Origin of the sequence: Streptomyces sp. L2 (genome assembly GCF_004124325.1) — a bacterium.
GTDB lineage: Bacteria > Actinomycetota > Actinomycetes > Streptomycetales > Streptomycetaceae > Streptomyces.
This window is the reverse complement of record NZ_QBDT01000001.1, coordinates 217,382-237,725: the sequence shown is the minus strand read 5'-3', so window position 1 is coordinate 237,725 and position 20,344 is coordinate 217,382. Positions and strand designations below refer to the sequence as shown.

The following is a 20,344-nucleotide window of genomic DNA, read 5'->3' as shown; positions in this document are numbered from 1 at the left end:
TCCCTGCCGTCGTGGCCGCTGCCGATACCGGCCGGTCACGCGTAGGGTCGACCTCGACGGCACAGTGACAGAAGGGGCCAGAGCATGGCGCAGGAAGTACGCGGCGTGATCGCACCGGGCAAGGACGAGCCCGTACGGGTCGAGACGATCGTGGTGCCGGACCCGGGCCCCGGCGAAGCCGTCGTGCGCGTCCAGGCCTGCGGTGTCTGCCACACCGACCTGCACTACAAGCAGGGCGGCATCTCCGACGACTTCCCCTTCCTGCTGGGCCACGAGGCCTCCGGCGTCGTCGAGTCGGTCGGCGACGGCGTCACGGACGTCGCACCGGGCGACTTCGTCATCCTCAACTGGCGTGCCGTCTGCGGGAACTGCCGGGCCTGCCTGCGCGGACGGCCCTGGTACTGCTTCGACACCCACAACGCCAAGCAGCGGATGACCCTCGCCGCCACCGGCCAGGAACTCTCCCCGGCCCTCGGCATCGGCGCCTTCGCCGAGAAGACGCTCGTCGCCGCCGGACAGTGCACCAAGGTCGACCCGGCCGTCTCCCCGGCGGTCGCCGGACTGCTCGGCTGCGGCGTGATGGCCGGCCTCGGCGCCGCGATCAACACCGGGAACGTGGGCCGCGGCGACACGGTCGCCGTCATCGGCTGCGGCGGCGTGGGCGACGCGGCCGTCGCGGGGGCGAACCTCGCGGGCGCCGCGCGGATCATCGCCGTCGACATCGACGACCGCAAACTGGACCAGGCCCGCACCCTGGGCGCCACCCACACCGTCAACTCCAAGGACACCGACCCCGTCGTGGCCATCCGCGAACTGACCGGCGGCTTCGGCGCCGACGTCGTCATCGAGGCCGTCGGCCGCCCCGAGACGTACCGGCAGGCGTTCTACGCCCGCGACCTCGCCGGCACCGTCGTCCTGGTCGGCGTCCCCACGCCCGAGATGAAGCTCGAACTGCCGCTGCTCGACGTCTTCGGCCGCGGCGGCGCCCTGAAGTCCTCCTGGTACGGCGACTGCCTGCCCTCCCGCGACTTCCCGATGCTCGTCGACCTGCACCTCCAGGGCCGCCTGCCGCTGGACGCGTTCGTCAGCGAGACCATCCGGCTCGACGACGTGGAGAAGGCGTTCGAGCGCATGCACCACGGCGACGTCCTCCGCTCGGTGGTGACCCTGTGACCGCGCGCATCGAACGACTCGTCACCTCGGGGCAGTTCACCCTCGACGGCGGCACCTGGGACGTCGACAACAACGTGTGGATCGTCGGCGACGACCACGAGGTGATCGTCGTCGACGCCGCCCACGACGCCGAGGCCATCGCCCGGGCGGTGGGGGAGCGCCGGCTGAAGGCCATCGTGTGCACCCACGCGCACAACGACCACATCGACGCCGCCCCTGCCCTCGCCGACCTCACCGGCGCCACCATCTGGCTCCACCCCGACGACCTGCCGCTGTGGAAGCTGACCCACCCCGACCGCGACCCCGACGCGCACCTCGCCGACGGCCAGGTCATCGAGGCGGCCGGCGCCGACCTCACCGTGCTGCACACCCCCGGCCACGCACCCGGCGCGGTCTGCCTGTACGACCCCGCGCTGGGCGCCGTGTTCACCGGTGACACCCTCTTCCAGGGCGGCCCCGGCGCTACCGGCCGCTCGTACTCCCACTTCCCGACGATCATCGACTCCATCCGCGACCGGCTGCTCGCCCTCCCCCCGGAGACCAAGGTGCTCACCGGCCATGGCGACTCCACCACCATCGGTGCCGAGGCGCCGCACCTTCAGGAGTGGATCACCCGCGGGCACTGACCTGTGGCCGGCCGGGCACCGTCGCGACGATGCCCGGCCGTCGTACGGTCGGCCCATGACCACCGATCTCAGGCGCTTCGCAGGACATGGGGTACTCGTCACAGGCGCGGCCCGCGGTATCGGCGCGGCTGTCGCCCGGCGGCTCGGCGAGGAGGGCGGCCGGATCCTGCTGACCGACCGGGACGGCCCCGAGGCGGAGCGGACCGCGGCCGGACTGCGGGAGCGGGGCCTGGCCGCCGAGGCGCTCGCCTGCGACGTCGCCGACCGGGACGCGGTCGAGGCGGCCGTGGCACACGCCGTGGCCGCCTTCGGCTCGCTCGACGTGCTGGTGAACAGCGCCGCCCACTGCACCCCCGACGTGCCGCTCTTCGAGGACGACCCCGACGACACGTGGGCCCGGGACCTCGACGTCACCCTCACCGGCGCCTACCGCTGCTGCCGCGCCGCCCTGCCCCACCTGGCCGCCTCCGGTCGCGGCGCCATCGTGAGCATCGGCTCCGTCAACGCCCTGCAGGACTTCGGCAACCACGCCTACAGCGCAGCCAAGGCCGGTCTCGGCTCGCTCACCCGCACCCTCGCCGGGCACGCGGCGGCCCGCGGGGTCCGGGTGAACCTCGTCGCCCCCGGTACGATCCGAACCTCGGCCTGGGCCGGACGTGACGGAGATCTCGACGCCGTCCGCCCCCTGTACCCGCTCGGCCGGGTCGGTGAGCCCGAGGACGTCGCGGCCGCGGTCGCCTTCCTCGCCTCCGGCGACGCCGCCTGGATCACCGGCACCACCCTCACCGTCGACGGCGGCCTCACCGCCGTCCACACCGGCTTCCGGGCCGCGTTGCACGAGAGCTGAGACCCCGGCGCCTGCCGCCCCCCCCCGCCCCGAAGTTCACCGTTTCGTCACAGCCCGGCCGGATCCACAACCCGGGCGCCGCCGGCGCGGTCTAGTTGATGGACCGTCGCGGGAGTCGCGAGGGGCACGACGGGGAAGCAGTCCCGGGGGAGAAAACGGGAGGGGCCGACATGAGGGACATCAGCAGAAGAGGGGCCGTGGTGCTCGGTGTGACGGGGCTGGTGGCGCCGCTCACACTCGCACTGGGCGCCGCGCCCGCGCAGGCCGCGAGCTGCACGACGAAGTCGGGGCCGTACCAGAAGAAGGTGGAGAAGTTCCTCGGCCGCCCGGTCGACGGCCGGCAGTCCAGCACCGACTGCAAGGCCATCCGCGCCTTCCAGACCAAGCACGGCATCACCCCGAACATCGGCTACGCGGGTCCGGTCACCTGGGGCGTGATGGACCTCATGAACAAGCAGAAGGCGGTCGGGAAGAACCCCAACAAGGCCGGCAAGTGCCCGGTGAACAAGGGCCGGATCGCCTGCGTGAACCTCACGCTCCAGCTCAGCTGGATCCAGGACGGCAAGAAGCTCGTCTACGGCCCGGTGCCGGTGCGCACCGGCCGCAACGGCTACGAGACCCGGACCGGCCTGAAGAAGATCTACTGGCGCCACATCGACCACGTCTCGACCCTCTACAACGTGCCCATGCCCTACAGCCAGTTCTTCGACGGCGGTGAGGCGTTCCACTCGGTCGGCCTCAGCATGTGGAACCCGCCGGGCTCCCACGGCTGCGTCAACATGACCCGGACCACGGCCAAGAAGTACTGGTCGCTGCTGCACAACGGCGACGACGTCTACGTGTACGGCCGCAAGCCCGGCACCTGAGGCCTCGTCCGCCCCGACCGCTGAACTGCCCTGTCGGTTCGCCGTATTGACGTGATGAGCAACACGGTCCGAAATGTCCGTATCGGTCATACTTACTCACGGCGCCTTCACGTCGACCGGCATATGCTTCACAGCATGTCCACCACTGTTGAAGCCGCCTCCGAGCGATCGGCCGCGGAGGTCAACGAGGAGATCCGGGCCCTGTGGCTCCGGTCGGGCGGGACACTGACCACCGAGCAGCGCAAGGAATACCAGCGCCTCGTCATGGAGTGGGCCACCGCGGCCCCGGAGGCCCGCCGGGCGGCCTGAGCCGGCCGGCGCGCACCCCGCCGTAACCTCCCGGGGCACCCGTGACCGCACGGGTGCCCCTCTCGTACCTCCGTCAGCACCGAACGAACCGGCCGTGCCGTGCCGTGCGGCCGGATCGTTCGGTACGGCCGTCAGCCCCACATCGCCGAGTAGTGCCGCCGGTAGGCCTTGCGGTCCTGCTCGGCCCTGATCCACCGGGTCGCGACCAGCGCGATCAGACTGCCCGCGATCACCAGCAGGCCGGGACCGACGTTCCGGCCGTCGGTCAGCCTGGCCAGCAGCGTCCGCCCCTCCGCCGCGCCCGTCACGGGCGCCGCCGAGCCGGGCGAGGCCGCGCTCGGCGCCACGGCGCCCTGGGCGCCGACGGCCGGCGGCGCGGGAGAGGCGGCCGCGCCGTTCGGGGCGCCTCCCGCCTGCTGCCCGGACACGATCAGCCGCACCCCGAGCGCGGACATCGCCTTGGTCACCGGCTGGAAGAACGTCGCCCCGCCCGTGGTGCAGTCGCCGCTGCCGCCCGAGGTGACGCCGAGCGCGATCCCGTTGGAGAACAACGGGCCGCCGCTGTCCCCGGGTTCCGCGCACACGTCGGTCTGGACGAGACCCGTCACCGTGCCCTCGGGATAGTTCACGGTCGCGTTCAGCGCCGTCACCTGCCCGTCGTGCAGCCCGCTGGTACTGCCGCTGCGGAACACCCGCTGCCCGACCACCGGATCGGCCGCCCCGGTGATCCGCACGCCCTTGCCGCCGCCCACCACCACGACGTCGGCGCCCGCCCCGGCCGTCCCGGAGCTGTACCGCACGAGCGAGAAGTCGTTGCCGGGGAAGGTGCTCCGGACGGTCGTGCCCAGTTGCCGGTCGCCCTGGCTGCCGTCGAACCAGATGGACCCGGCCGGCCCGCAGTGCCCGGCGGTCAGGATGAAGTCGCTGCGCCCGTCGGTCACGTTGAAGCCGGCCGAGCAGCGCCCGCCCGTCGACAGGATCGGCTGGGCACCGTTCAGCCGCGGGGTGAAGGTGCCCTGCGTGCGCTCCATGTGCACGAAGTCACCGATGCCCGAGGCGACTTTCGTCATCCGGGACCAGTCGCCCGCCGACACCGTCCGGTCGGCCTGCACCACGACCTGGTTGGTGCGGTAGTCCACCGACCACGCGGTGCCCGCCACCCGCGGGGCCGAACGCAGCGCGCCCGTGGCCGACTTCAGCTGGTCCATGCTGTGCCGCACGACCTTCGCCTCGGCCCCGGCCTCCCGCACCTCCCGCGCGGCCGCGCCGTCGGTGACGGCGACCACCGGGTGGCCGTCGGCGCCGATCCAGCTGCCCGCCGTCCGCGCGGTGCCGAGTCTCGCCACGAGCGCGGCACCCGGGCCGACGGCCGGGCCGGCCGAACTCAGCGGCCTGCCGGAGGGCGCGGGCGTCTCGCTCGCCATGGCCGCCTGGGTGACCATCGCGCCTCCCAGAAGGAGTCCGCCGACCGCCGCCAGCCGTGTCACTCGCCGGACGACCCGTCGTCGTGCGTGCCTCATGCATGGCTCCCGAACCCCGGACGCGCGATGCCGCCTGCCGGCACCACGAGGCCCCGGTGTCGCGAGGGCCCGCCCGTCCATACGTGGCCCGGGACGACGGCGTTCACCGGCAACGGGCTTCACTGGCCACGGCGTTCACCAGTGACGGGATTCGGCGTCCCGCCCGCGCGGGCGTCAGCCCTTGCGCGCCACCCCGCCGAACATGGCGACCTCCTCCGGCTCGGCGCCCTCCGCCTCCTCGGGGCGCCAGCGCGAGCACGACACCACCCCCGGGTCCAGCAGCTCCAGCCCGTCGAAGAACCGGGTGATCCGCTCCGGGGTGCGCTGGGTCAGCTTCGGCGTGCCGTGCTCGTTCCAGAACGCCACGGCCTCGTCCACGTCCGGCATCGACGGGCTGGTGACGGTGTGCGACAGCACCAGGTGGCTGCCGGCCGGCAGCCGGTCCACCAGCCGCCGTACGAGGGCGTAAGGGTCCTCGTCGTCACCGATGAAAATGACCACGCCGAGCAGCATCAACGCCACCGGCTCGGTGAAGTCCAGGGTCTTCGCGGCGTGTTCGAGGATCGCGTCGACGTTGCGCAGATCCTCGTCGAGGTAGTCGGTCCGGCCCTCGGGGGTGCTGGTCAGCAGGGCGCGGGCGTGCGCGAGGACGAGCGGGTCGTTGTCGACGTACACGATCCGCGATGCGGGGGCGAGGCGCTGCGCGACCTCGTGCGTGTTGTCGGCGGTGGGCAGCCCGGTGCCGATGTCCAGGAACTGGCGGATGCCCACGTCGCCGACCAGGTGCCGCACGGCACGGCCCAGGAACAGCCGGTCGGCCCGCGCGTACTCCCCGATGCCCGGGTGCAGTCCGCGGATCTGGTCACCGGCCGCCCGGTCCACCTCGTAGTTGTCCTTGCCGCCCAGCCAGTAGTTCCAGATCCGGGCGGTGTGCGGCTGACTGGTGTTGACACGGGCGCGCAGCGAGGCGGCCACGTCGTCTGTGGCTCCCGGGTTGTCGGTCACGCGGGTCACTCCTGAATGCCGAATGCGAGACGTGCAGGGGTCACCAGGCAATCTAGACGCCGGAGTTGACCTCCGCCGCCGGTCCCGGGGTTTCCGTCGCGTGCCCCGGGTGGTCCCCCTCGCGCCGCTCGGTCCCGGGCGCGGGGCCGAGGCGCGACCAGCTCGGCGCATCGCCCCACACCGGCCGGGCACCGACGAACGGGCGCAGGCGCGCGGTGAGTTCCGGGTCGCCGCGCCCGGCGAGTTCATCGGAGGCGATCTTCCGGGCGATCCCGGCGAGGAAGTCCGCGATCTGCACACGCGCGTCCAGACGCGAGTGCACCAGCCGCAGCCCGCGCAGCGCCGTGCCCTCCCGCCGGGACCGCTCCTCGATCCAGGCGATCCGCTCGTCGGTCAGCATGTTCTGCCGGTCGTGCACCAGGAACACCGCCCGCCCGCCGTGGCTCCAGTGCGCCGCCGTCCGCACGATCGCGGGCAGCAGCGGATTGAGGACGGGGATCAGCGGCGGCGCCTCGGCCAGCCCGGCCCGGTAGGCGTCCGCGCGAGACCGGGCCCCGGCCAGCCGCAGCAGGGTCCGGCCGGGCCGGGTGCCGGGGTGCGCCCGGCCCAGCGCCTCGGCCGTCCGGACGAACGCGTCCGCGGGCGGCTCCCCGTCGCTCCGGACCCGCAGCAGGCGGTTGGCGGCCGCCAGGAACTCCCGCCACCCCCGCTCGCCGAAGACCTCCGGACCCTCCCGGAACAGGGCGCGGGCGCCGGCGCGGCAGTCGTCGCCGCTGTCCTCGATGCCGCCGCCGTCCCCGATCAGCAGGTCCACGGCCTGCTCGACGACGACGTACGCCTTCTCCGTCAGATGCACGTGCGCCCGGCCGTGGACCGGCCCGCCGGCGTCGAGCAGCCACTCCAGCACCGCCCGGTGCTTCTCCCGCAGCAGATGGTTCGCCTTGTACTCCAGCGCGGGCGACCGGATGCGGCGCCGGATCTCCCGCAGGCACTCCTCGGCCCGCTCCACCGGCACCGCCACGCTCGCGTGCGCGAACACGTCCGTGTTCCCGCCGGTCAGGTTCTCCCCGTCCGACCCCGACTCGTCACAGGCGACCTCCAGGAAGCCCTCCGCCGCCGCCCCGCCCGACGCGCCCACCCCGTTCCGGTCCACCGCACAGCCCCCTATCTTGAGCCCATGACCAGCATCCCGCACGACACGGCCGGCGAACCCGATCCGCTGCGCGTTCTGGGCCTCGATCAGCTGCGCCGCCGTACGAGCATGAAGTGGCGCACCTACCCGGAGGACGTGCTGCCGCTGTGGGTGGCCGAGATGGACGTCCCGCTCGCCGAGCCCGTCGTCCGCGCCGTCACCGACGCGCTCGCCCTCGGCGACACCGGGTACCCCGCGGGCACCGCCTACGCCGACGCGCTCGCGGCCTTCGCCGGCAAGCGCTGGGACTGGCACGGGCTCGCCGTCGAACGCACCGCGATCGTGCCCGACGTGATGCTCGGTGTCGTCGAGATGCTCAAGCTGGTCACCTCGCCCGGTGACCCGGTCGTCGTCAACTCGCCCGTCTATCCGCCGTTCTACCAGTTCGTCACCCACCTGGACCGCCGGGTAGTGGAGTGCCCGCTCGGCGCGGACGCGCGGATCGACCTGGGCGCGCTGGAGGACACCTTCCGCGCGGCCGCCGCGGGCGGCGGCCGCGCCGCCTTCCTGCTGTGCAGCCCGCACAATCCGACCGGCACCGTGCACACCGCCGCGGAACTGGCCGCCGTCGCCGCGCTCGCCGAGCGGTACGGCGTCCGGGTCGTCGCGGACGAGATCCACGCCCCGCTGGTCGCCCCCGGCGTCCCCTTCACGCCGTATCTGAGCGTCCCCGGCGCGGAACGCGGCCTGTCCCTGATGTCGGCGTCCAAGGGCTGGAACCTGGCCGGGCTCAAGGCCGCCCTCGCCCTCGCCGGGCCGGGGGCCGCCGCCGACCTCGCCCGGCTGCCCGAGGAGGTGAGCCACGGCCCCAGCCACCTCGGCGTCATCGCCCACACCGCGGCCCTGCGCGACGGCACCGGCTGGCTCGACGCGCTGCTGGCGGGGCTCGACACCAACCGGCGCCTGCTCACCGGCCTGCTGGCCCGGCACCTGCCCGCGGTACGCCACCGCCCGGCCCAGGCCACCTATCTCGCCTGGCTGGACTGCCGCGCCCTCGGCCTCGGCGACGACCCGGCCGCGGCCTTCCTCGACCGCGGCCGGGTCGCCCTCAACTCCGGTCTGCCCTTCGGCACGGGCGGCGCGGGCCACGTACGCCTCAACCTGGCGGCCTCGCCGGAGGTGCTGGAGGAGGGCGTACGGCGGATGGCGGCGGCGATCCGCTGAACCTGGGCGGTGGCACGGCCGCGACGGACGCCTTCGCGGCCCTCCTGCGGACGCGCACCGGCTCCTAGACTTCCGCCATGGATGACACGCGGCTCGACCGGCTCGGCGCCGGCACCTACCTGCTCGTCACCAGCTTCCGCAAGGACGGCAGCCCCGTCGCCACCCCGGTGTGGGTGGTCCGGGACGGCGCCACCCTCGGCGTCTGGACGGTCGCCGGCAGCGGGAAGGTCAAACGCATCCGGCGCCGCGCCGACATCCTCGTCGGCCCCTGCGACGTGCGCGGCAACCCGACCGGCGAACAGACCCCCGCCACCGCCGAGATCACCGACGCGGCCACCACCGCCCGCTACCGCACCCTGCTCGCCCGCAAGTACGGCATCCTCGGCCGCCTCAGCCTGCTGGGCAGCCGACTGCGCCGCGGCCGGGACGGCACGGTCGGCATCAGGGTGACCCTCACGCAGTGAGCGACGGCCGGATCCGCCGCCCGGACCCCGGCCCGGATGCCGTCGTCGCCTTCCCGAACCCGGCCCCGATACCGTCGTCGCCGTCCCGTCCCCGGCTCAGACGCAGTCGTCGCCGTCCCGTCCCTCGGCTCAGGCGCCGTCCTCGCCCTCCCGGCCCCAGCCGGGCAGCGGAGGCTGGGGCCAGGGCGGCGGGGAGGGCAGCGCCGCGGCGGTCCCGTCGGTCACCATCTCGCTCACCGGGGTCCGGCCGCTGAGCCAGCCGAGTACACGGTGCCCGGGGGCGGCGATCGTGGCGCCCTCGGGGGAGAGGGACCAGCGCCGGCCGAGGTCGGCCGCCTCGACGGCGGCCAGCGGGAAGCCTCGGGCGCGCAGCGTGCCGAGCGTGTCGTCGAGCGCCCACGTGACGTAGCCGCTCGGCCAGTTGCCGGTGCCGTAGCCGAGGCCGAGGTCCACGTGGTGGGTCTCCAGCTCCCGCAGGCAGCGCAGCAGGGTGTACCAGGCCGGATGCCGCCAGCCGGCCAGTGCCGTCACCGGGTGCTCCCAGCCGTGCGGGGGCATGAGACGGGCCTCCGCGACGAACCGATCCACGCTGCCCCGCACATCGGCGGCCACGTCGGCGGCCGGCCGGGCGGCGCCCAGCTCCACCGCCTCGGCCAGGGCGGCCGCGGTCGTCCGGGGCCCGGACTCGGCGCCGGTGCGGGCCCGGCGCAGCATCCAGACGTAGGCGTCCGCGCTGCGGGCGACATGGGTGAGCACATGACCGCGCGACCAGCGGGGCAGCCGTGACGGCGCCCGCACCTCCGCGTCGGTCAGGGCGGCCAGGGATCCGGCGAGCCGGTTGCCGGACCGCTGGACGTCCTCCAGCAGGCGGCCGGCGTCGGCGGGGGCGATCACGGGGGTCACACGCGCTCCAGGGCCTCGTCGGGGACGCCCAGGCGCGCGGCACAGACCCTGACGGCCGGGCCGCTCCCCGGTGGTGCCCCACCCCAGCGCCAGTCACGGCCCGCGATCATCCTAGGGCCTGTCTGACAATTCGCGTCGTCGCCCGGAGGGTGGGCCGCGCGGCGTCAGGTGCGTGCTCTGGGGGTCCCCCGGCCGGAGGCTGGGGGAGCGTGCATGGCGTCGCGCGGCAGACGCGAATTGTCAGACAGGCCCTAGCGGGGGCGGCCGTGCTCAGGTCCAGGCGCGGTACGGCTCGTCGAGGAGCTGGAAGACGGGCTCGCCGCGGACCGGGTCCTGGGCGGTGGAGAGGCGGACGCGGTCGCCGCTGTGGATGCCGATGGGCGGGCCCATCACCCGGCCGCGTACGACGAATCCCTCGGCCATCTCGATCAGTGACACGTTGCGGGCCGCGGGGGTGTTGCGGTGCACCACGGTGGAGTGGCGGACCGTGCCCACGCCCTCGCTGCGTTCCGTGCGCAGTTCGCTGCCCTGGCACACCGGGCAGAGCAGCCGCTGGTGCATGGCGGTGCCGCACCAGGTGCAGCGCTGGAAGTGGATGGCGTCCCGGGTGTCCGCGGTTCCCGGGTCGAGAACGCCCGCCGCGGAGCCGGCCGTCGGAAACGAGACGCTTGCTGAGTGGTGGTACACGCTGGTCAACTCCCTGCGCTGGGCCGGTTTCCCACGCACGCGGCTGCCGTGTCACCGCGCACGCCGACAGGGTATGGCACTCAGTGTCACTCGTAAAGGCACTGCGTACCCCGAATTTCTCTCCGGGGTCCGGCCGGGCCCGCGGATCACGAGCGGTCGAGCACGGCCTCCAGTTCCCGGACGAGCCGCCACAGCGGGGCGTCGCGCCGGGCCACGAGGACGACCACGTCGTCCGGGCCGGCCGGCTGCCCGGCATCGGCGTCCGGCCCGGATGCCGGCTCGGTCCGGGCCGCGTGCGCCGTGGCCGAGCCGTCGGCGGCGGGTCGCGCGAAGGTGGCCTGCACATGCCCCAGCGCACGGTCCACCGCGGCCTCCGCGTCCCCCCGGCCGTCCGAACGCAGCCAGGAACGCAGCGCGTTGTTGTGCGCGGCGACGACCGCCGCGGCGATCACGTCGGCCCGCAGCGAACCGTCGGGCCGGTCCGCGAACCGCTCGCGCAGATACCCGGCGAGCGCCCGCTCGTAGCGCCACACCACCGACAGCTCGTAGGCGCGCAGCCCCGGCACCTCCTTGGTCAGCCGGTACCGCTGCACGGAGAACGTCGGGTTCTCCGCGTACATGCGCAGCACCAGCCGGGCCGCGTCGCAGACCCGCCGCACCGGCTCCTGGTCCGGCCCGCTCGCGGCGAGGAACGCCGTCATCTCGGCGAGGCAGCGCTCGTGGTCGGGGAAGACCACGTCCTCCTTGGAGGGGAAGTACCGGAAGAACGAACGCCGTCCCACTCCGGCCAGCGCCACGATGTCGTCCACGGTCGTCTGCTCGTAGCCGCGTTCCAGGAAGAGCCGGAAGGCGGCCCCGACCAGGGCGTCCCGCATCGGCGGCTTGGCGGCCGGCGCCGCGCTGCTGGAGCTCATGGACGGGAACGTAGCACGCGCCGATGGCACTCAGTGCAGCCAAACGGACGTGAGAGGGAACTGAGTGCTCTGCCGCTGAGCCGGGCGGGGCGGCGGTGCCCGGCATCCTTGGGCGCCGCCCCTGCCCGCCGTCCCAGGGGCGGCACGGCCCCTCCGCACTCGGGCGGCGTAACCTTTCCGCACCGTGCTGCGCACCGCGCCGGAACCGCACTCCCGGCCGACCTAGGCCCCGCACCCGAGGAGGCCCCGCATGCCCGGCACCCGCCCCCGCCTGCTCTACGTCACGGACCTGGCGTACCCGGCCCGCGGCCGCCGCTACTGCGACGAGGACATCCACCTGACCTCCCGGCTGCGCGAGCACTTCGACCTGGCGCTGTGCCATCCGCTGGACGCGGCCGCGCTGATGGACGCCTACGACGCCGTCGTCGTCCGCAACAGCGGACCCGTCCTCGGGTACCAGGCGGCGTACGACGACTTCCGCGCGCGGGCACTCAGCAGCGGCACGCGCGTCTACAACCCGCTCACGGGCCGCGCCGACATGGCCGGCAAGCAGTACCTGCTGGACCTGAGCGCGGCCGGCTTCCCCGTCATACCGACCGTCGACCGCGCCGAGGACCTGCACCTGCTGCCCGCCGCCGACCGCTACGTGGTCAAGCCGAAGCTCGGCGCGGACTCCCTCGGCCTGCGCGTCGTCGCCCCCGGGCAGGCCGCCCGCCTCGCCACCGGCGGCGTCCTCGTGCAGCCCCGCGTCGACTTCCTTCACGAAGTGTCGTTCTACTTCGTGGACGACGACTTCCAGTACGCCCTCCACGCGCCCGACCCGCGGCAGCGCTGGCAGCTGGAGCCCTACGCGGCGACCGCCGCCGACCTGGAGTTCGCCCGGCGCTTCATCGACTGGAACGGCCTCGGCCACGGCATCCAGCGCGTCGACGCCTGCCGGACCCGGGACGGCCGCCTCCTCCTCGTCGAACTGGAGGACCTCAACCCGTACCTGTCCCTGGACGCCCTCCCGGAGGAGGCCCGGGACGCCTTCGTCACGGCCTTCACGGCGTCCCTCAGCCGTTTCGTCCAGGGCGCGTTCAGCCCCGCCTGACGCCGCCCGCCCAGCGCCCGCCCAGCCGTACGTCGCCGCCTCCCTCAGGGCGAGGCCGTCCACAGGGGCGCGGTCCGCGCCCACGCCTCGTCCCAGGCGGCGAGGTCGCGGCGGCGCAGCCGGTGCGCCGCCAGGCCGTGCAGCCCGGCGCCGACGGCCGGGACGGCGAGTGCGGCGAGGACCGCCCAGCCCACCGTGCGGTCACGGATCTCGGAGGAGGTCAGGGGCGGACGGGTGAGCCTGCCGTCGGCGCCGACCCACACCGGCACGGTGCTGCCGGCCGACCGGTCCGGCGGCACGTCCGCCGTGCCCGTACGGGCCTGCCCGCCCGTGTCGGTGAAGCGGACGGGGACCGGGTACAGGGTCTTGCGCGCCTCCACCGAGCCCGGTTCCGGGTGGCGCGGGGCGTCGTGGACGAGGACAGCGGTCGCGTGGTGCCGGGTGGCCGCCTGCTGCCGGGCCGCCTCCTGGTGGTGGCGGTGCGCGGCGTCCCCGGCCAGGAACGCGGCGACGGGTGTGCCCGCCAGAACGGCCACGAACAGGCCGGCGGCGAGCCACGCCCGGGCGATGTCCGTGCGGCGGCACAGCGGGTTCTTCCGTCGGCGCCACCACCGCACCCGCGGCAGGTCGATGGGGGACGGGGGCACGGGGGGTGTTCCGCGAGGCACGGTGTCTCTCCTTCCGTGTCGCCGGGAAGCGCCACGCCGGTGACCGTCGGGCAACGGACAGGCGGGGCCGGTCAGTTCAGGGGCACGGGTTCGTTCGGAGCGCCGGCCGAGGGGTGGGTGTGCGCCGCTTCGAGCAGCCGGGCGGCACCCCGGACCGCCGCGGTGTGCGGGGCCGGCACGGGACGGACGGGAGCATGCAGCAGCCCGCCGAGGCGGTACGTGATGTCGGGGCGCAGCGCGCCTCCGCCGGCCAGCAGGACGCCGCGCCCCAGCGCGTCGAGCGTCTGCGGGGTGCGGTCCTGTTCGAGCATGGTGGAGATCATCGCGACGACGGCGTCGGCGATCCGCGCGGGCGGCGTACGGGCGTCCAGGTCTGCGGTGCCCAGCGCGGTGCGGCGGGCGTCGGTCACCGAGCCGTCGGTGAGCAGGACGGCCTCGGTGACATGGGCGCCGAGGTCCACCACCAGCAGCGGCCGGCCCAGGTCGGCGCCGGCGGCCACGGCCACGGCGCGCGCGGCCGGCACCGTCAGCACGCCGCGCGGCCGCAGCGTCTGGACGGCGGCGCGCGCCTCGGTGCGGAAGGCGACACCTCCCAGCACGGGTGCCGCCAGGACGATCAGCGGACGGGTGCCGCGCGGCAGCCCCGGGCCCAGGAGACCGTCGAGCATCCGGGCGGCCCCGGGGGTGTCCACGATGGCGCCGCGCCGGACGGGACAGCCGTCGCCCGCGCCTTCGCCCTCGCCGTCGCCGGGGAGGGCGAGCGTCGGCACGTCGACGATCCCTCCCCGGCCGGACAGCCATGCCCGGGTCCGGGCGCTGCCCAGGTCCAGGGCGATGCCGCAGCACTGCCGGCACCGGGGCCAGGGCCGGTGCCGGGTGCCCTCGGCACGGGGACCGGGTGCGGTGCTCATCGGCCGGCCTCCCTCACCTGCTGGCAGCGCGAGCAGTAGCGGGCCTGCGGCACGATCAGCAGCCGCTCCCGGTCGACGGGCAGCCCGCACAGCCCGCAGGCGCCGTAGCGGCCCTCGTCCATGCGCGCGAGGGCGGCCTCGACGTCGGCGAGGACCATCCGGGCCGTGGCGGCGAGCTTGACCCGCACCTCCAGCTGGGAGGCGGTCTGCCGGATGAGCAGCGCCTCCGTGCGGGAGGTGGCCGCAGCGGCCATCTGCTGGAGCTGCTCGCGGCGGAACAGCAGCTGTTCGTGCAGGTTCTCGCGCAGCGCGGCGAGGTCTTCGGCGGACAGGGTCGTGTTGCGGTCGCCGGTGATCTGGTGGTTCACCACTTCACCCCTCGGGCAGGGCAGCGGACGGGACGGGTCGGGGGACAGGGCAGTCGGCCCGGGGGCGGGCCGGTCAGGCGTGCCGCTGGCAGGGCACGCAGAACCTGGTGTACGGCAGGATCTCCAGCCGCTCGACGGGGATCGGCCGCTCGCAGCCCCGGCAGACGCCGTAGCTGCCGTCCGTCACCCGGTCGAACGCGGCGTCGATCTCCTTCAGGACCCGTCCGATGGTGTCCTTCTGCGCCGACATCACCTGTTCCTCCGCGTCCGGCCCGGCCTCGTCCAGCGCGCGCAGCTGCGTCAGCCGCGCGGCACGTTCGTGCTCCAGGCGCAGCCGGGCCTCGTGCACCGTCAGCCGCTCGGGGCGGGATGCGGTCCGGGGCGAGTCGAGCGACATGGCGGAACCCTCCTTCTCACACGGCCCGCTCACGGGGTGGGCCATGCCTCCACCCTGGCCGACACGCCGTACGAAACCCATCGGGCGCGATACCCATCTCCAGGCCGCGAAATGGGCACTGGACCCCATCGACGCGGGAGAGTGGGGTGGGAGAGGCTGGGGGCGGAGCGCGGCGCGGCGACGCGGGGGACGACACCGTGTCCCAGGGAGCGGAGCCCGGGCCGCACCAGTGGTACGAGTGGTACGAGGTGTACGGGCGCACGCGTGCCGTACGAGGAAGGCAGTCACCCCCGGTGTCCCTGTTCTGGCGGATCTTCGCCCTCAACGCCCTGGTGCTGGGCAGCGCGACCGCGCTGCTGCTGTGGGCCCCGGTCACCGTCTCCGTACCGGTCGTGCTCACCGAGGCCGTCATCCTCGTGGCCGGCTTCGCCGTCATGCTGGTCGCCAATGCGGCCCTGCTCCGCATCGGCCTGGCCCCCCTGGACCGGCTCACCCGGCTGATGACCACCGTCGACCTGCTGCGCCCCGGCCGGCGGCTGCCCGAAGGCGGCCGCGGCGAGACCGCCGAACTGATCCGCACCTTCAACGCCATGCTGGAACGCCTGGAGCAGGAACGAGTGGCCGGCAGCGCCCGGGTGCTGCTCGCGCAGGAAGCCGAACGGCGCCGTATCGCCCAGGAACTCCACGACGAGGTCGGCCAGAGCATGACCGCGGTCCTGCTGTCCCTGAAGCGGGCCGCGGACGAGGCCGAGGAGCCCCTGCGCGCGGAACTCCACCAGGCGCAGGAGATCACCCGGGAGAGCCTGGACGAGGTCCGCCGGCTGGTACGCCGGCTGCGGCCGGGCGTGCTGGACGACCTCGGCCTGGTCAGCGCCCTGACCTCGCTGACCACCGAGTTCGCCACCCACGCCGGGCTGCGGGTGACGCGCCGCTTCGACCCCGACCTGCCCCCGCTGGACCATGAGAGCGAACTCGTCCTGTACCGGGTCGCCCAGGAGGCGCTGACCAACGCCGCCCGGCACGCCGAGGCCGACGGGGTCGAGGTGAGCCTGTGCCACGCCGACGGCGCGGTCGTCCTGGCGGTGGCCGACGACGGGCGCGGCACCGGCGTCGCACACGAGGGCGCGGGCATCCGCGGCATGCGCGAGCGGGCCCTGCTCATCGGCGCCACGCTCGACATCACCTCCGAGGTGACGGCCGGCACCCGGGTCCGGCTGACCGTGCCCGCGACCGGAAAGTCATGACCATGCCCGAGACCACGGCCATCCGCATCCTCCTCGCCGACGACCACGCGCTGGTACGGCGCGGGGTGCGGCTCATCCTCGACGGCGAACCGGACCTGCGTGTCGTCGCCGAGGCCGGGGACGGCGCGGAGGCCGTCGCCCTGGCCGCCCGCCACGACATCGACCTCGCCGTGCTGGACATCGCCATGCCCCGGATGACCGGTCTGCAGGCCGCCCGCGAACTGCTCGCGCTCAAGCCCGGCCTGCGCGTCCTGATGCTGACGATGCACGACAACGAGCAGTACTTCTTCCAGGCCCTGAAGGCGGGGGCGAGCGGATACGTGCTGAAGTCCGTGGCCGACCGCGATCTGATCGCCGCCTGCCGGGCCGCGATGCGCGACGAGCCCTTCCTCTACCCGGGCGCGGTGACCGTCCTCGTCCGCAACTACCTCGACCGGGTCCGCGACGGCGAGAAGCCCCCGGAGCAGATCCTCACCCCCCGGGAGGAGGAGGTCCTCAAGCTCGTCGCCGAGGGCCACTCCTCGAAGGAGATCGCCGAACTGCTCTTCATCAGCGTCAAGACGGTCCACCGGCACCGCGAGAACCTCCTGCACAAACTCGGCCTCCGCGACCGCCTCCAGCTCACCCGGTACGCCATCCGCGCCGGCCTCATCGAACCCTGACCACCAGGGGAGCCGGCCGGACATGACACGAGAACGGGGAGCCCCAAGGACACGCCCGGCACCGACACGCCTGGAGCCGACGCTCGCGACACACCCGGCACCGGCATTCCCGGCCCGCCCGGCACCGGCACACCTGTCGGCAGCGCGCCCGGTACCGACGCGCTTGAAGCCGGCCCGCCCGGCACCGACGCGCTTGAAGCCGGCCCGCCCGGCACCGACGCGCTTGAAGCCGGCACGTCCTGTACCGACGCGCTTGAAGCCGGCACGTCCGGTACCGACGCGCTTGAAGCCGGCACGTCCGGTACCCACGCGCTTGAAGCCGGCCCGCCCGGCACCGACGCGCCTGAAGCCGGCCCGCCCGGGACCGGTGTGCCTGAATCCGGCACGCCCGGCACCGTCGCGCTTGAAGCCGGCACGCCCGGCACCGGTGTGTCTGGAACCGGCATGCCCGGCACGGGAACGCCTGACGCCGGCGGGCGCGAGGCCGGGGCGTCCCGGCGCGCGACTCGGTGGGGGTTCCGCCGTGTTCGCGGTTCTGGTCGCTCTCCTCGCCGTCCTGTTCGGGCCCTCGGCCCAGCACCTCGCCCACCCGGCCGCGGCGGCGGCCGCTCGGTCCGTGCGGGCCGACGGTGGGCGGCACGCGGCCGGGGGCGCCGTCCGCGCGGCCCGGGCCGAGATCGGCCGACTCGACGACCGGCGGCCTTCGGGCGGCCGGGGCGGTCGCCTCGCCCGTGGCGTGGCCGTCTCCGCCGCCGGCGGACACCATGCCACCGGCGGGCAGTACGCGGTCGCCGCCCGCGCGCTCCGTGACACGCCCCGCGACCAGCCCACGCCGGCCGCGCCGGCCGCCGTCCTCCCGGCCTGGACGGCCCACTGCCCGCACTGGGCCGGCGTCCGCGCGCCGCTCGCCAGGCACCGCTCCACCTTCGCGCGGCCCGCGGACCGGCACCGTATGCGGGCGCCGCCCGCGCCTCCCGGCAGCTGAGTCCGTCCCTTCCCCCCCGCCGCGACCCGCCCCGGGCGGCCGCGGCATGCCTGCCGGAGGCCCTTTCGTGAACCGATCCCTGCGCGTCAGAGGGCTGGTCGCCCTCGCCGCCGTGGCCCTGCCGCTGTTCGTCGCGCTCACCGTCCCCGTCCAGCTAGGGCTCGACCTGCGCGGCGGCACCCAGATCGTGCTGGAGACCCGCTCGACCGCCACCGCCCGCGCCGACAGCGAGGCCACCGACCGCACCCTGGAGGTGCTGCGCGGCCGCATCGACGCGCTCGGTGTCGCCGAACCCACCCTCGCCCGCTCCGGCGACAACCGGATCGTGGTCGAACTCCCCGGCGTGCAGGACCCGTCCGAGGCCGCCGACGTACTCGGCCGCACCGCACAGCTCACCTTCCACCCGGTGCTCGGCACCGCCGACGCCGGCGCGCAAACGACCCCCGCCCGGCCGGGCGAGCAGCTCCTGCCCGACGAGTCCGGCCGGCTGCTGCGCCTCGGGGACGCTGCCCTGACCGGCGGGAACGTCAAGGAGGCCGCGGCCCGCTTCGACCAGCAGAGCGGCGCCGGATGGCACGTCACCGTCGACTTCAAGGGCGCCGGCCGGGACGGCTGGGCCCGGCTGACCGGGGAAGCCGCGTGCAGGCCGCCGGGGGACCCGGCCCGCCGGATCGCCATCGTCCTGGACGAGCAGGTCATCTCCTCCCCGCAGGTCGACCCCTCCGTCGGCTGCGGCGCGGGCATCACCGGCGGGTCCACCCAGATCACCGGGTCCTTCGACGACACCGAGGCCAGGGAACTCGCCCTGCTCGTCAACGGCGGCGCCCTGCCCGTGCCCGTCGAGACGGTCGAGCAGCGCACCGTCGGCCCCACCCTCGGCGCCGAGGCCATCCGGGCCAGCGCCTGGGCGGCCGCCGTCGGCACCGCGCTGACCGCGCTGTTCATCATCGCCGTCTACCGGCTCATGGGCGCCCTCGCCACCGTCGCCCTGGCCTGCTACGGCCTTGTCTCCTACGCCGCCCTGGCCGCCCTCGGGGCCACCCTCACCCTGCCGGGACTCGCCGGATTCGTACTGGCCATCGGCATGGCGGTCGACGCCAACGTGCTCGTCTTCGAACGCGCCCGCGAGGAGTACGCCGCCCGCCGGCGCCCCACCCCCCGCTCGTCCCTGACCGCCGGGTTCCGCGGCGCGTTCGGGGCGATCGCCGACTCCAACGTCACCACGCTCATCGCGGCCGGCCTGCTGTTCCTCCTCGCCTCCGGACCGGTGCGCGGCTTCGGCGTGACCCTGGGCATCGGCGTCCTCGCCTCCATGCTCAGCGCCCTGGTCATCACCCGCGTCCTCGCGGAGTACGCGGCCGCCCGCCCCTGGGTGCGCCGCCGGCCCCGGCTCACCGGCATCGCCCACACCGGCGCCGTCCGCGACCGCCTCGCCCGCCGGAACCCGCACCTGATGCGCCGGCCCCGCCGCTGGCTGGCCGCCTCCGCCGCCATCCTCGCCCTGGCCGGCTCCGGAATCGTCGTACGCGGCCTGGACTTCGGCGTGGAGTTCACCGGCGGACGCGTCATCGAGTACGGCACCTCCACCGCCGTCGACCCCGACCGGGCCCGCGCCGCCCTCGCCGACGCCGGCTTCCCCCACGCCGTCGTACAGACCGCGGGGGAGGACCGGCTCACCGTCCGCACCGACCGGCTGACGAACGCACAGGCCGCCGAGATCACCCGCACCGTCGGCGAACTGACCGGCCGGGCCGAGAAGCTGCGGGACGAGGCCATCGGCCCGAGCCTCGGCAAGGAGCTGCGCCGCGGCGCGCTCATCGCCCTCACCGTCGCCCTGGGCGCCCAACTGGTCTACCTCGCGGCGCGCTTCCGCTGGCTGTTCGGCACCGCGGCGGTGGCCGCGCTCGCCCACGACGTGGTCATCCTCGTCGGGATCTTCGCCTGGCTCGGCAAACCCCTCGACGGCGTGTTCCTCGCCGCGCTGCTCACCGTCATCGGCTACTCCGTCAACGACTCCGTCGTCGTCTTCGACCGGATCAGGGAACTCGGCCGCCGCGACCGGACCGCACCGCTCGCCCGCACCGCCGGCCAGGCGCTCCTGCAGACGCTGCCCCGCACCGTCAACACCGGGATGGGCGCGGTGTTCATCCTCACCGCCCTGGCCCTCCTGGGCGGAGAGTCCCTCACCGACTTCGCCCTCGCACTGCTCATCGGCGTCGCCGTGGGGACGTACTCCTCGATGTTCACCGCCACTCCGCTGGCCGTCGAACTGGACCGCCGCACCCGGACCGGGAGCCGTTCCTCGATGGCGTCGGGCCGGGGCGTGTGATGAGCTGGGGCGGGGGA

General features: G+C 74.5%; 22 protein-coding genes and 1 riboswitch. Of the genes, 12 read left to right on the top strand and 10 right to left on the bottom strand.

All coding sequences use genetic code 11. The features are described 5' to 3' along the window. Nucleotides 1-84: 84 nt before the first annotated feature. The 5 genes from DBP14_RS01035 to DBP14_RS01015 all read left to right on the top strand — a co-directional run bounded on the left by DBP14_RS01035 (nucleotide 85) and on the right by DBP14_RS01015 (nucleotide 3,821). Nucleotides 85-1,173: an S-(hydroxymethyl)mycothiol dehydrogenase gene (locus DBP14_RS01035; protein WP_129305165.1), complete on the top strand. Its 1,089-nt coding sequence runs from the start codon at nucleotides 85-87 to the stop codon at nucleotides 1,171-1,173. After that, entirely contained in the window at nucleotides 1,170-1,799 is a 630-nt protein-coding gene (locus DBP14_RS01030; RefSeq protein WP_129305164.1) for an MBL fold metallo-hydrolase, read from the top strand. The genes DBP14_RS01035 and DBP14_RS01030 overlap by 4 nt, the downstream gene beginning before the upstream one ends. A gap of 55 nt (nucleotides 1,800-1,854) precedes the next feature. Then, a complete protein-coding gene (locus DBP14_RS01025; RefSeq protein ID WP_129305163.1) occupies nucleotides 1,855-2,646 on the top strand; it encodes an SDR family NAD(P)-dependent oxidoreductase in 792 nt (263 codons plus the stop codon). A gap of 170 nt (nucleotides 2,647-2,816) precedes the next feature. Continuing rightward, complete coding sequence (locus DBP14_RS01020) at nucleotides 2,817-3,512, top strand: L,D-transpeptidase family protein (RefSeq protein ID WP_129305162.1); 696 nt, start codon at nucleotides 2,817-2,819, stop codon at nucleotides 3,510-3,512. A 123-nt stretch (nucleotides 3,513-3,635) separates the two neighbouring features. After that, the gene (locus tag DBP14_RS01015) at nucleotides 3,636-3,821 is read left to right on the top strand and encodes a hypothetical protein (protein WP_129305161.1); all 186 of its coding nucleotides are present in this window, start codon (nucleotides 3,636-3,638) and stop codon (nucleotides 3,819-3,821) included. A 131-nt stretch (nucleotides 3,822-3,952) separates the two neighbouring features. On the opposite strand, the gene DBP14_RS01010 is transcribed toward DBP14_RS01015, so the two are convergent. From DBP14_RS01010 to DBP14_RS01000, 3 genes are all read right to left on the bottom strand, one after another. After that, the gene (locus tag DBP14_RS01010; protein ID WP_129305160.1) at nucleotides 3,953-5,341 is read right to left on the bottom strand and encodes a S1 family peptidase; all 1,389 of its coding nucleotides are present in this window, start codon (nucleotides 5,339-5,341) and stop codon (nucleotides 3,953-3,955) included. 174 nt (nucleotides 5,342-5,515) lie between these two features. Further along, nucleotides 5,516-6,346, bottom strand: a complete 831-nt coding sequence (locus DBP14_RS01005; RefSeq protein WP_129305159.1) for an SAM-dependent methyltransferase — start codon at nucleotides 6,344-6,346, stop codon at nucleotides 5,516-5,518. A gap of 52 nt (nucleotides 6,347-6,398) precedes the next feature. Next, a complete protein-coding gene (locus DBP14_RS01000; protein WP_206739182.1) occupies nucleotides 6,399-7,499 on the bottom strand; it encodes a DUF3800 domain-containing protein in 1,101 nt (366 codons plus the stop codon). 24 nt (nucleotides 7,500-7,523) lie between these two features. Between DBP14_RS01000 and DBP14_RS00995 the strand changes: the two genes are divergently transcribed. Continuing rightward, the gene (locus DBP14_RS00995) at nucleotides 7,524-8,702 is read left to right on the top strand and encodes an aminotransferase class I/II-fold pyridoxal phosphate-dependent enzyme (RefSeq protein ID WP_129305158.1); all 1,179 of its coding nucleotides are present in this window, start codon (nucleotides 7,524-7,526) and stop codon (nucleotides 8,700-8,702) included. 77 nt (nucleotides 8,703-8,779) lie between these two features. Further along, complete coding sequence (locus DBP14_RS00990) at nucleotides 8,780-9,166, top strand: PPOX class F420-dependent oxidoreductase (protein ID WP_129305157.1); 387 nt, start codon at nucleotides 8,780-8,782, stop codon at nucleotides 9,164-9,166. A gap of 129 nt (nucleotides 9,167-9,295) precedes the next feature. On the opposite strand, the gene DBP14_RS00985 is transcribed toward DBP14_RS00990, so the two are convergent. From DBP14_RS00985 to DBP14_RS00975, 3 genes are all read right to left on the bottom strand, one after another. Continuing rightward, entirely contained in the window at nucleotides 9,296-10,069 is a 774-nt protein-coding gene (locus tag DBP14_RS00985; RefSeq protein ID WP_129305156.1) for a maleylpyruvate isomerase family mycothiol-dependent enzyme, read from the bottom strand. A gap of 19 nt (nucleotides 10,070-10,088) precedes the next feature. Next, nucleotides 10,089-10,176, bottom strand: a riboswitch (ZMP/ZTP riboswitch). Nucleotides 10,177-10,339: 163 nt separating this feature from the next. Next, the gene (locus DBP14_RS00980) at nucleotides 10,340-10,756 is read right to left on the bottom strand and encodes a hypothetical protein (RefSeq protein ID WP_129305155.1); all 417 of its coding nucleotides are present in this window, start codon (nucleotides 10,754-10,756) and stop codon (nucleotides 10,340-10,342) included. Between the two features lie 146 nt (nucleotides 10,757-10,902). After that, nucleotides 10,903-11,670, bottom strand: a complete 768-nt coding sequence (locus DBP14_RS00975) for a TetR family transcriptional regulator (RefSeq protein WP_129305154.1) — start codon at nucleotides 11,668-11,670, stop codon at nucleotides 10,903-10,905. 250 nt (nucleotides 11,671-11,920) lie between these two features. On the opposite strand from DBP14_RS00975, the gene DBP14_RS00970 reads away from it, so the two are divergent. After that, nucleotides 11,921-12,763: a hypothetical protein gene (locus tag DBP14_RS00970; RefSeq protein ID WP_129305153.1), complete on the top strand. Its 843-nt coding sequence runs from the start codon at nucleotides 11,921-11,923 to the stop codon at nucleotides 12,761-12,763. Nucleotides 12,764-12,807: 44 nt separating this feature from the next. On the opposite strand, the gene DBP14_RS00965 is transcribed toward DBP14_RS00970, so the two are convergent. The 4 genes from DBP14_RS00965 to DBP14_RS00950 all read right to left on the bottom strand — a co-directional run bounded on the left by DBP14_RS00965 (nucleotide 12,808) and on the right by DBP14_RS00950 (nucleotide 15,107). Beyond that, on the bottom strand, nucleotides 12,808-13,410 hold the full coding sequence (locus DBP14_RS00965; protein WP_241740755.1) for a hypothetical protein: 603 nt from the start codon (nucleotides 13,408-13,410) through the stop codon (nucleotides 12,808-12,810). Between the two features lie 92 nt (nucleotides 13,411-13,502). Further along, a complete protein-coding gene (locus DBP14_RS00960) occupies nucleotides 13,503-14,342 on the bottom strand; it encodes a rod shape-determining protein (RefSeq protein WP_129305152.1) in 840 nt (279 codons plus the stop codon). Further along, complete coding sequence (locus DBP14_RS00955; protein WP_129305151.1) at nucleotides 14,339-14,713, bottom strand: TraR/DksA C4-type zinc finger protein; 375 nt, start codon at nucleotides 14,711-14,713, stop codon at nucleotides 14,339-14,341. The genes DBP14_RS00960 and DBP14_RS00955 overlap by 4 nt, the downstream gene beginning before the upstream one ends. 70 nt (nucleotides 14,714-14,783) lie before the next feature. Continuing rightward, the gene (locus DBP14_RS00950; protein WP_129305150.1) at nucleotides 14,784-15,107 is read right to left on the bottom strand and encodes a TraR/DksA C4-type zinc finger protein; all 324 of its coding nucleotides are present in this window, start codon (nucleotides 15,105-15,107) and stop codon (nucleotides 14,784-14,786) included. 293 nt (nucleotides 15,108-15,400) lie between these two features. Between DBP14_RS00950 and DBP14_RS00945 the strand changes: the two genes are divergently transcribed. The 4 genes from DBP14_RS00945 (at nucleotide 15,401) to secD (ending at nucleotide 20,327) form a co-directional block, all read left to right on the top strand. Continuing rightward, entirely contained in the window at nucleotides 15,401-16,351 is a 951-nt protein-coding gene (locus tag DBP14_RS00945; RefSeq protein ID WP_129311607.1) for a sensor histidine kinase, read from the top strand. Then, entirely contained in the window at nucleotides 16,348-17,013 is a 666-nt protein-coding gene (locus DBP14_RS00940; protein ID WP_129305149.1) for a response regulator transcription factor, read from the top strand. The genes DBP14_RS00945 and DBP14_RS00940 overlap by 4 nt, the downstream gene beginning before the upstream one ends. 523 nt (nucleotides 17,014-17,536) lie before the next feature. Then, nucleotides 17,537-17,998: a hypothetical protein gene (locus tag DBP14_RS00935; RefSeq protein WP_129305148.1), complete on the top strand. Its 462-nt coding sequence runs from the start codon at nucleotides 17,537-17,539 to the stop codon at nucleotides 17,996-17,998. Nucleotides 17,999-18,065: 67 nt separating this feature from the next. Continuing rightward, nucleotides 18,066-20,327 (top strand): protein translocase subunit SecD, encoded by a 2,262-nt coding sequence (gene secD / locus DBP14_RS00930; RefSeq protein ID WP_129305147.1) that lies wholly within the window; start codon nucleotides 18,066-18,068, stop codon nucleotides 20,325-20,327. The last annotated feature ends 17 nt before the right edge of the window (nucleotides 20,328-20,344 follow it).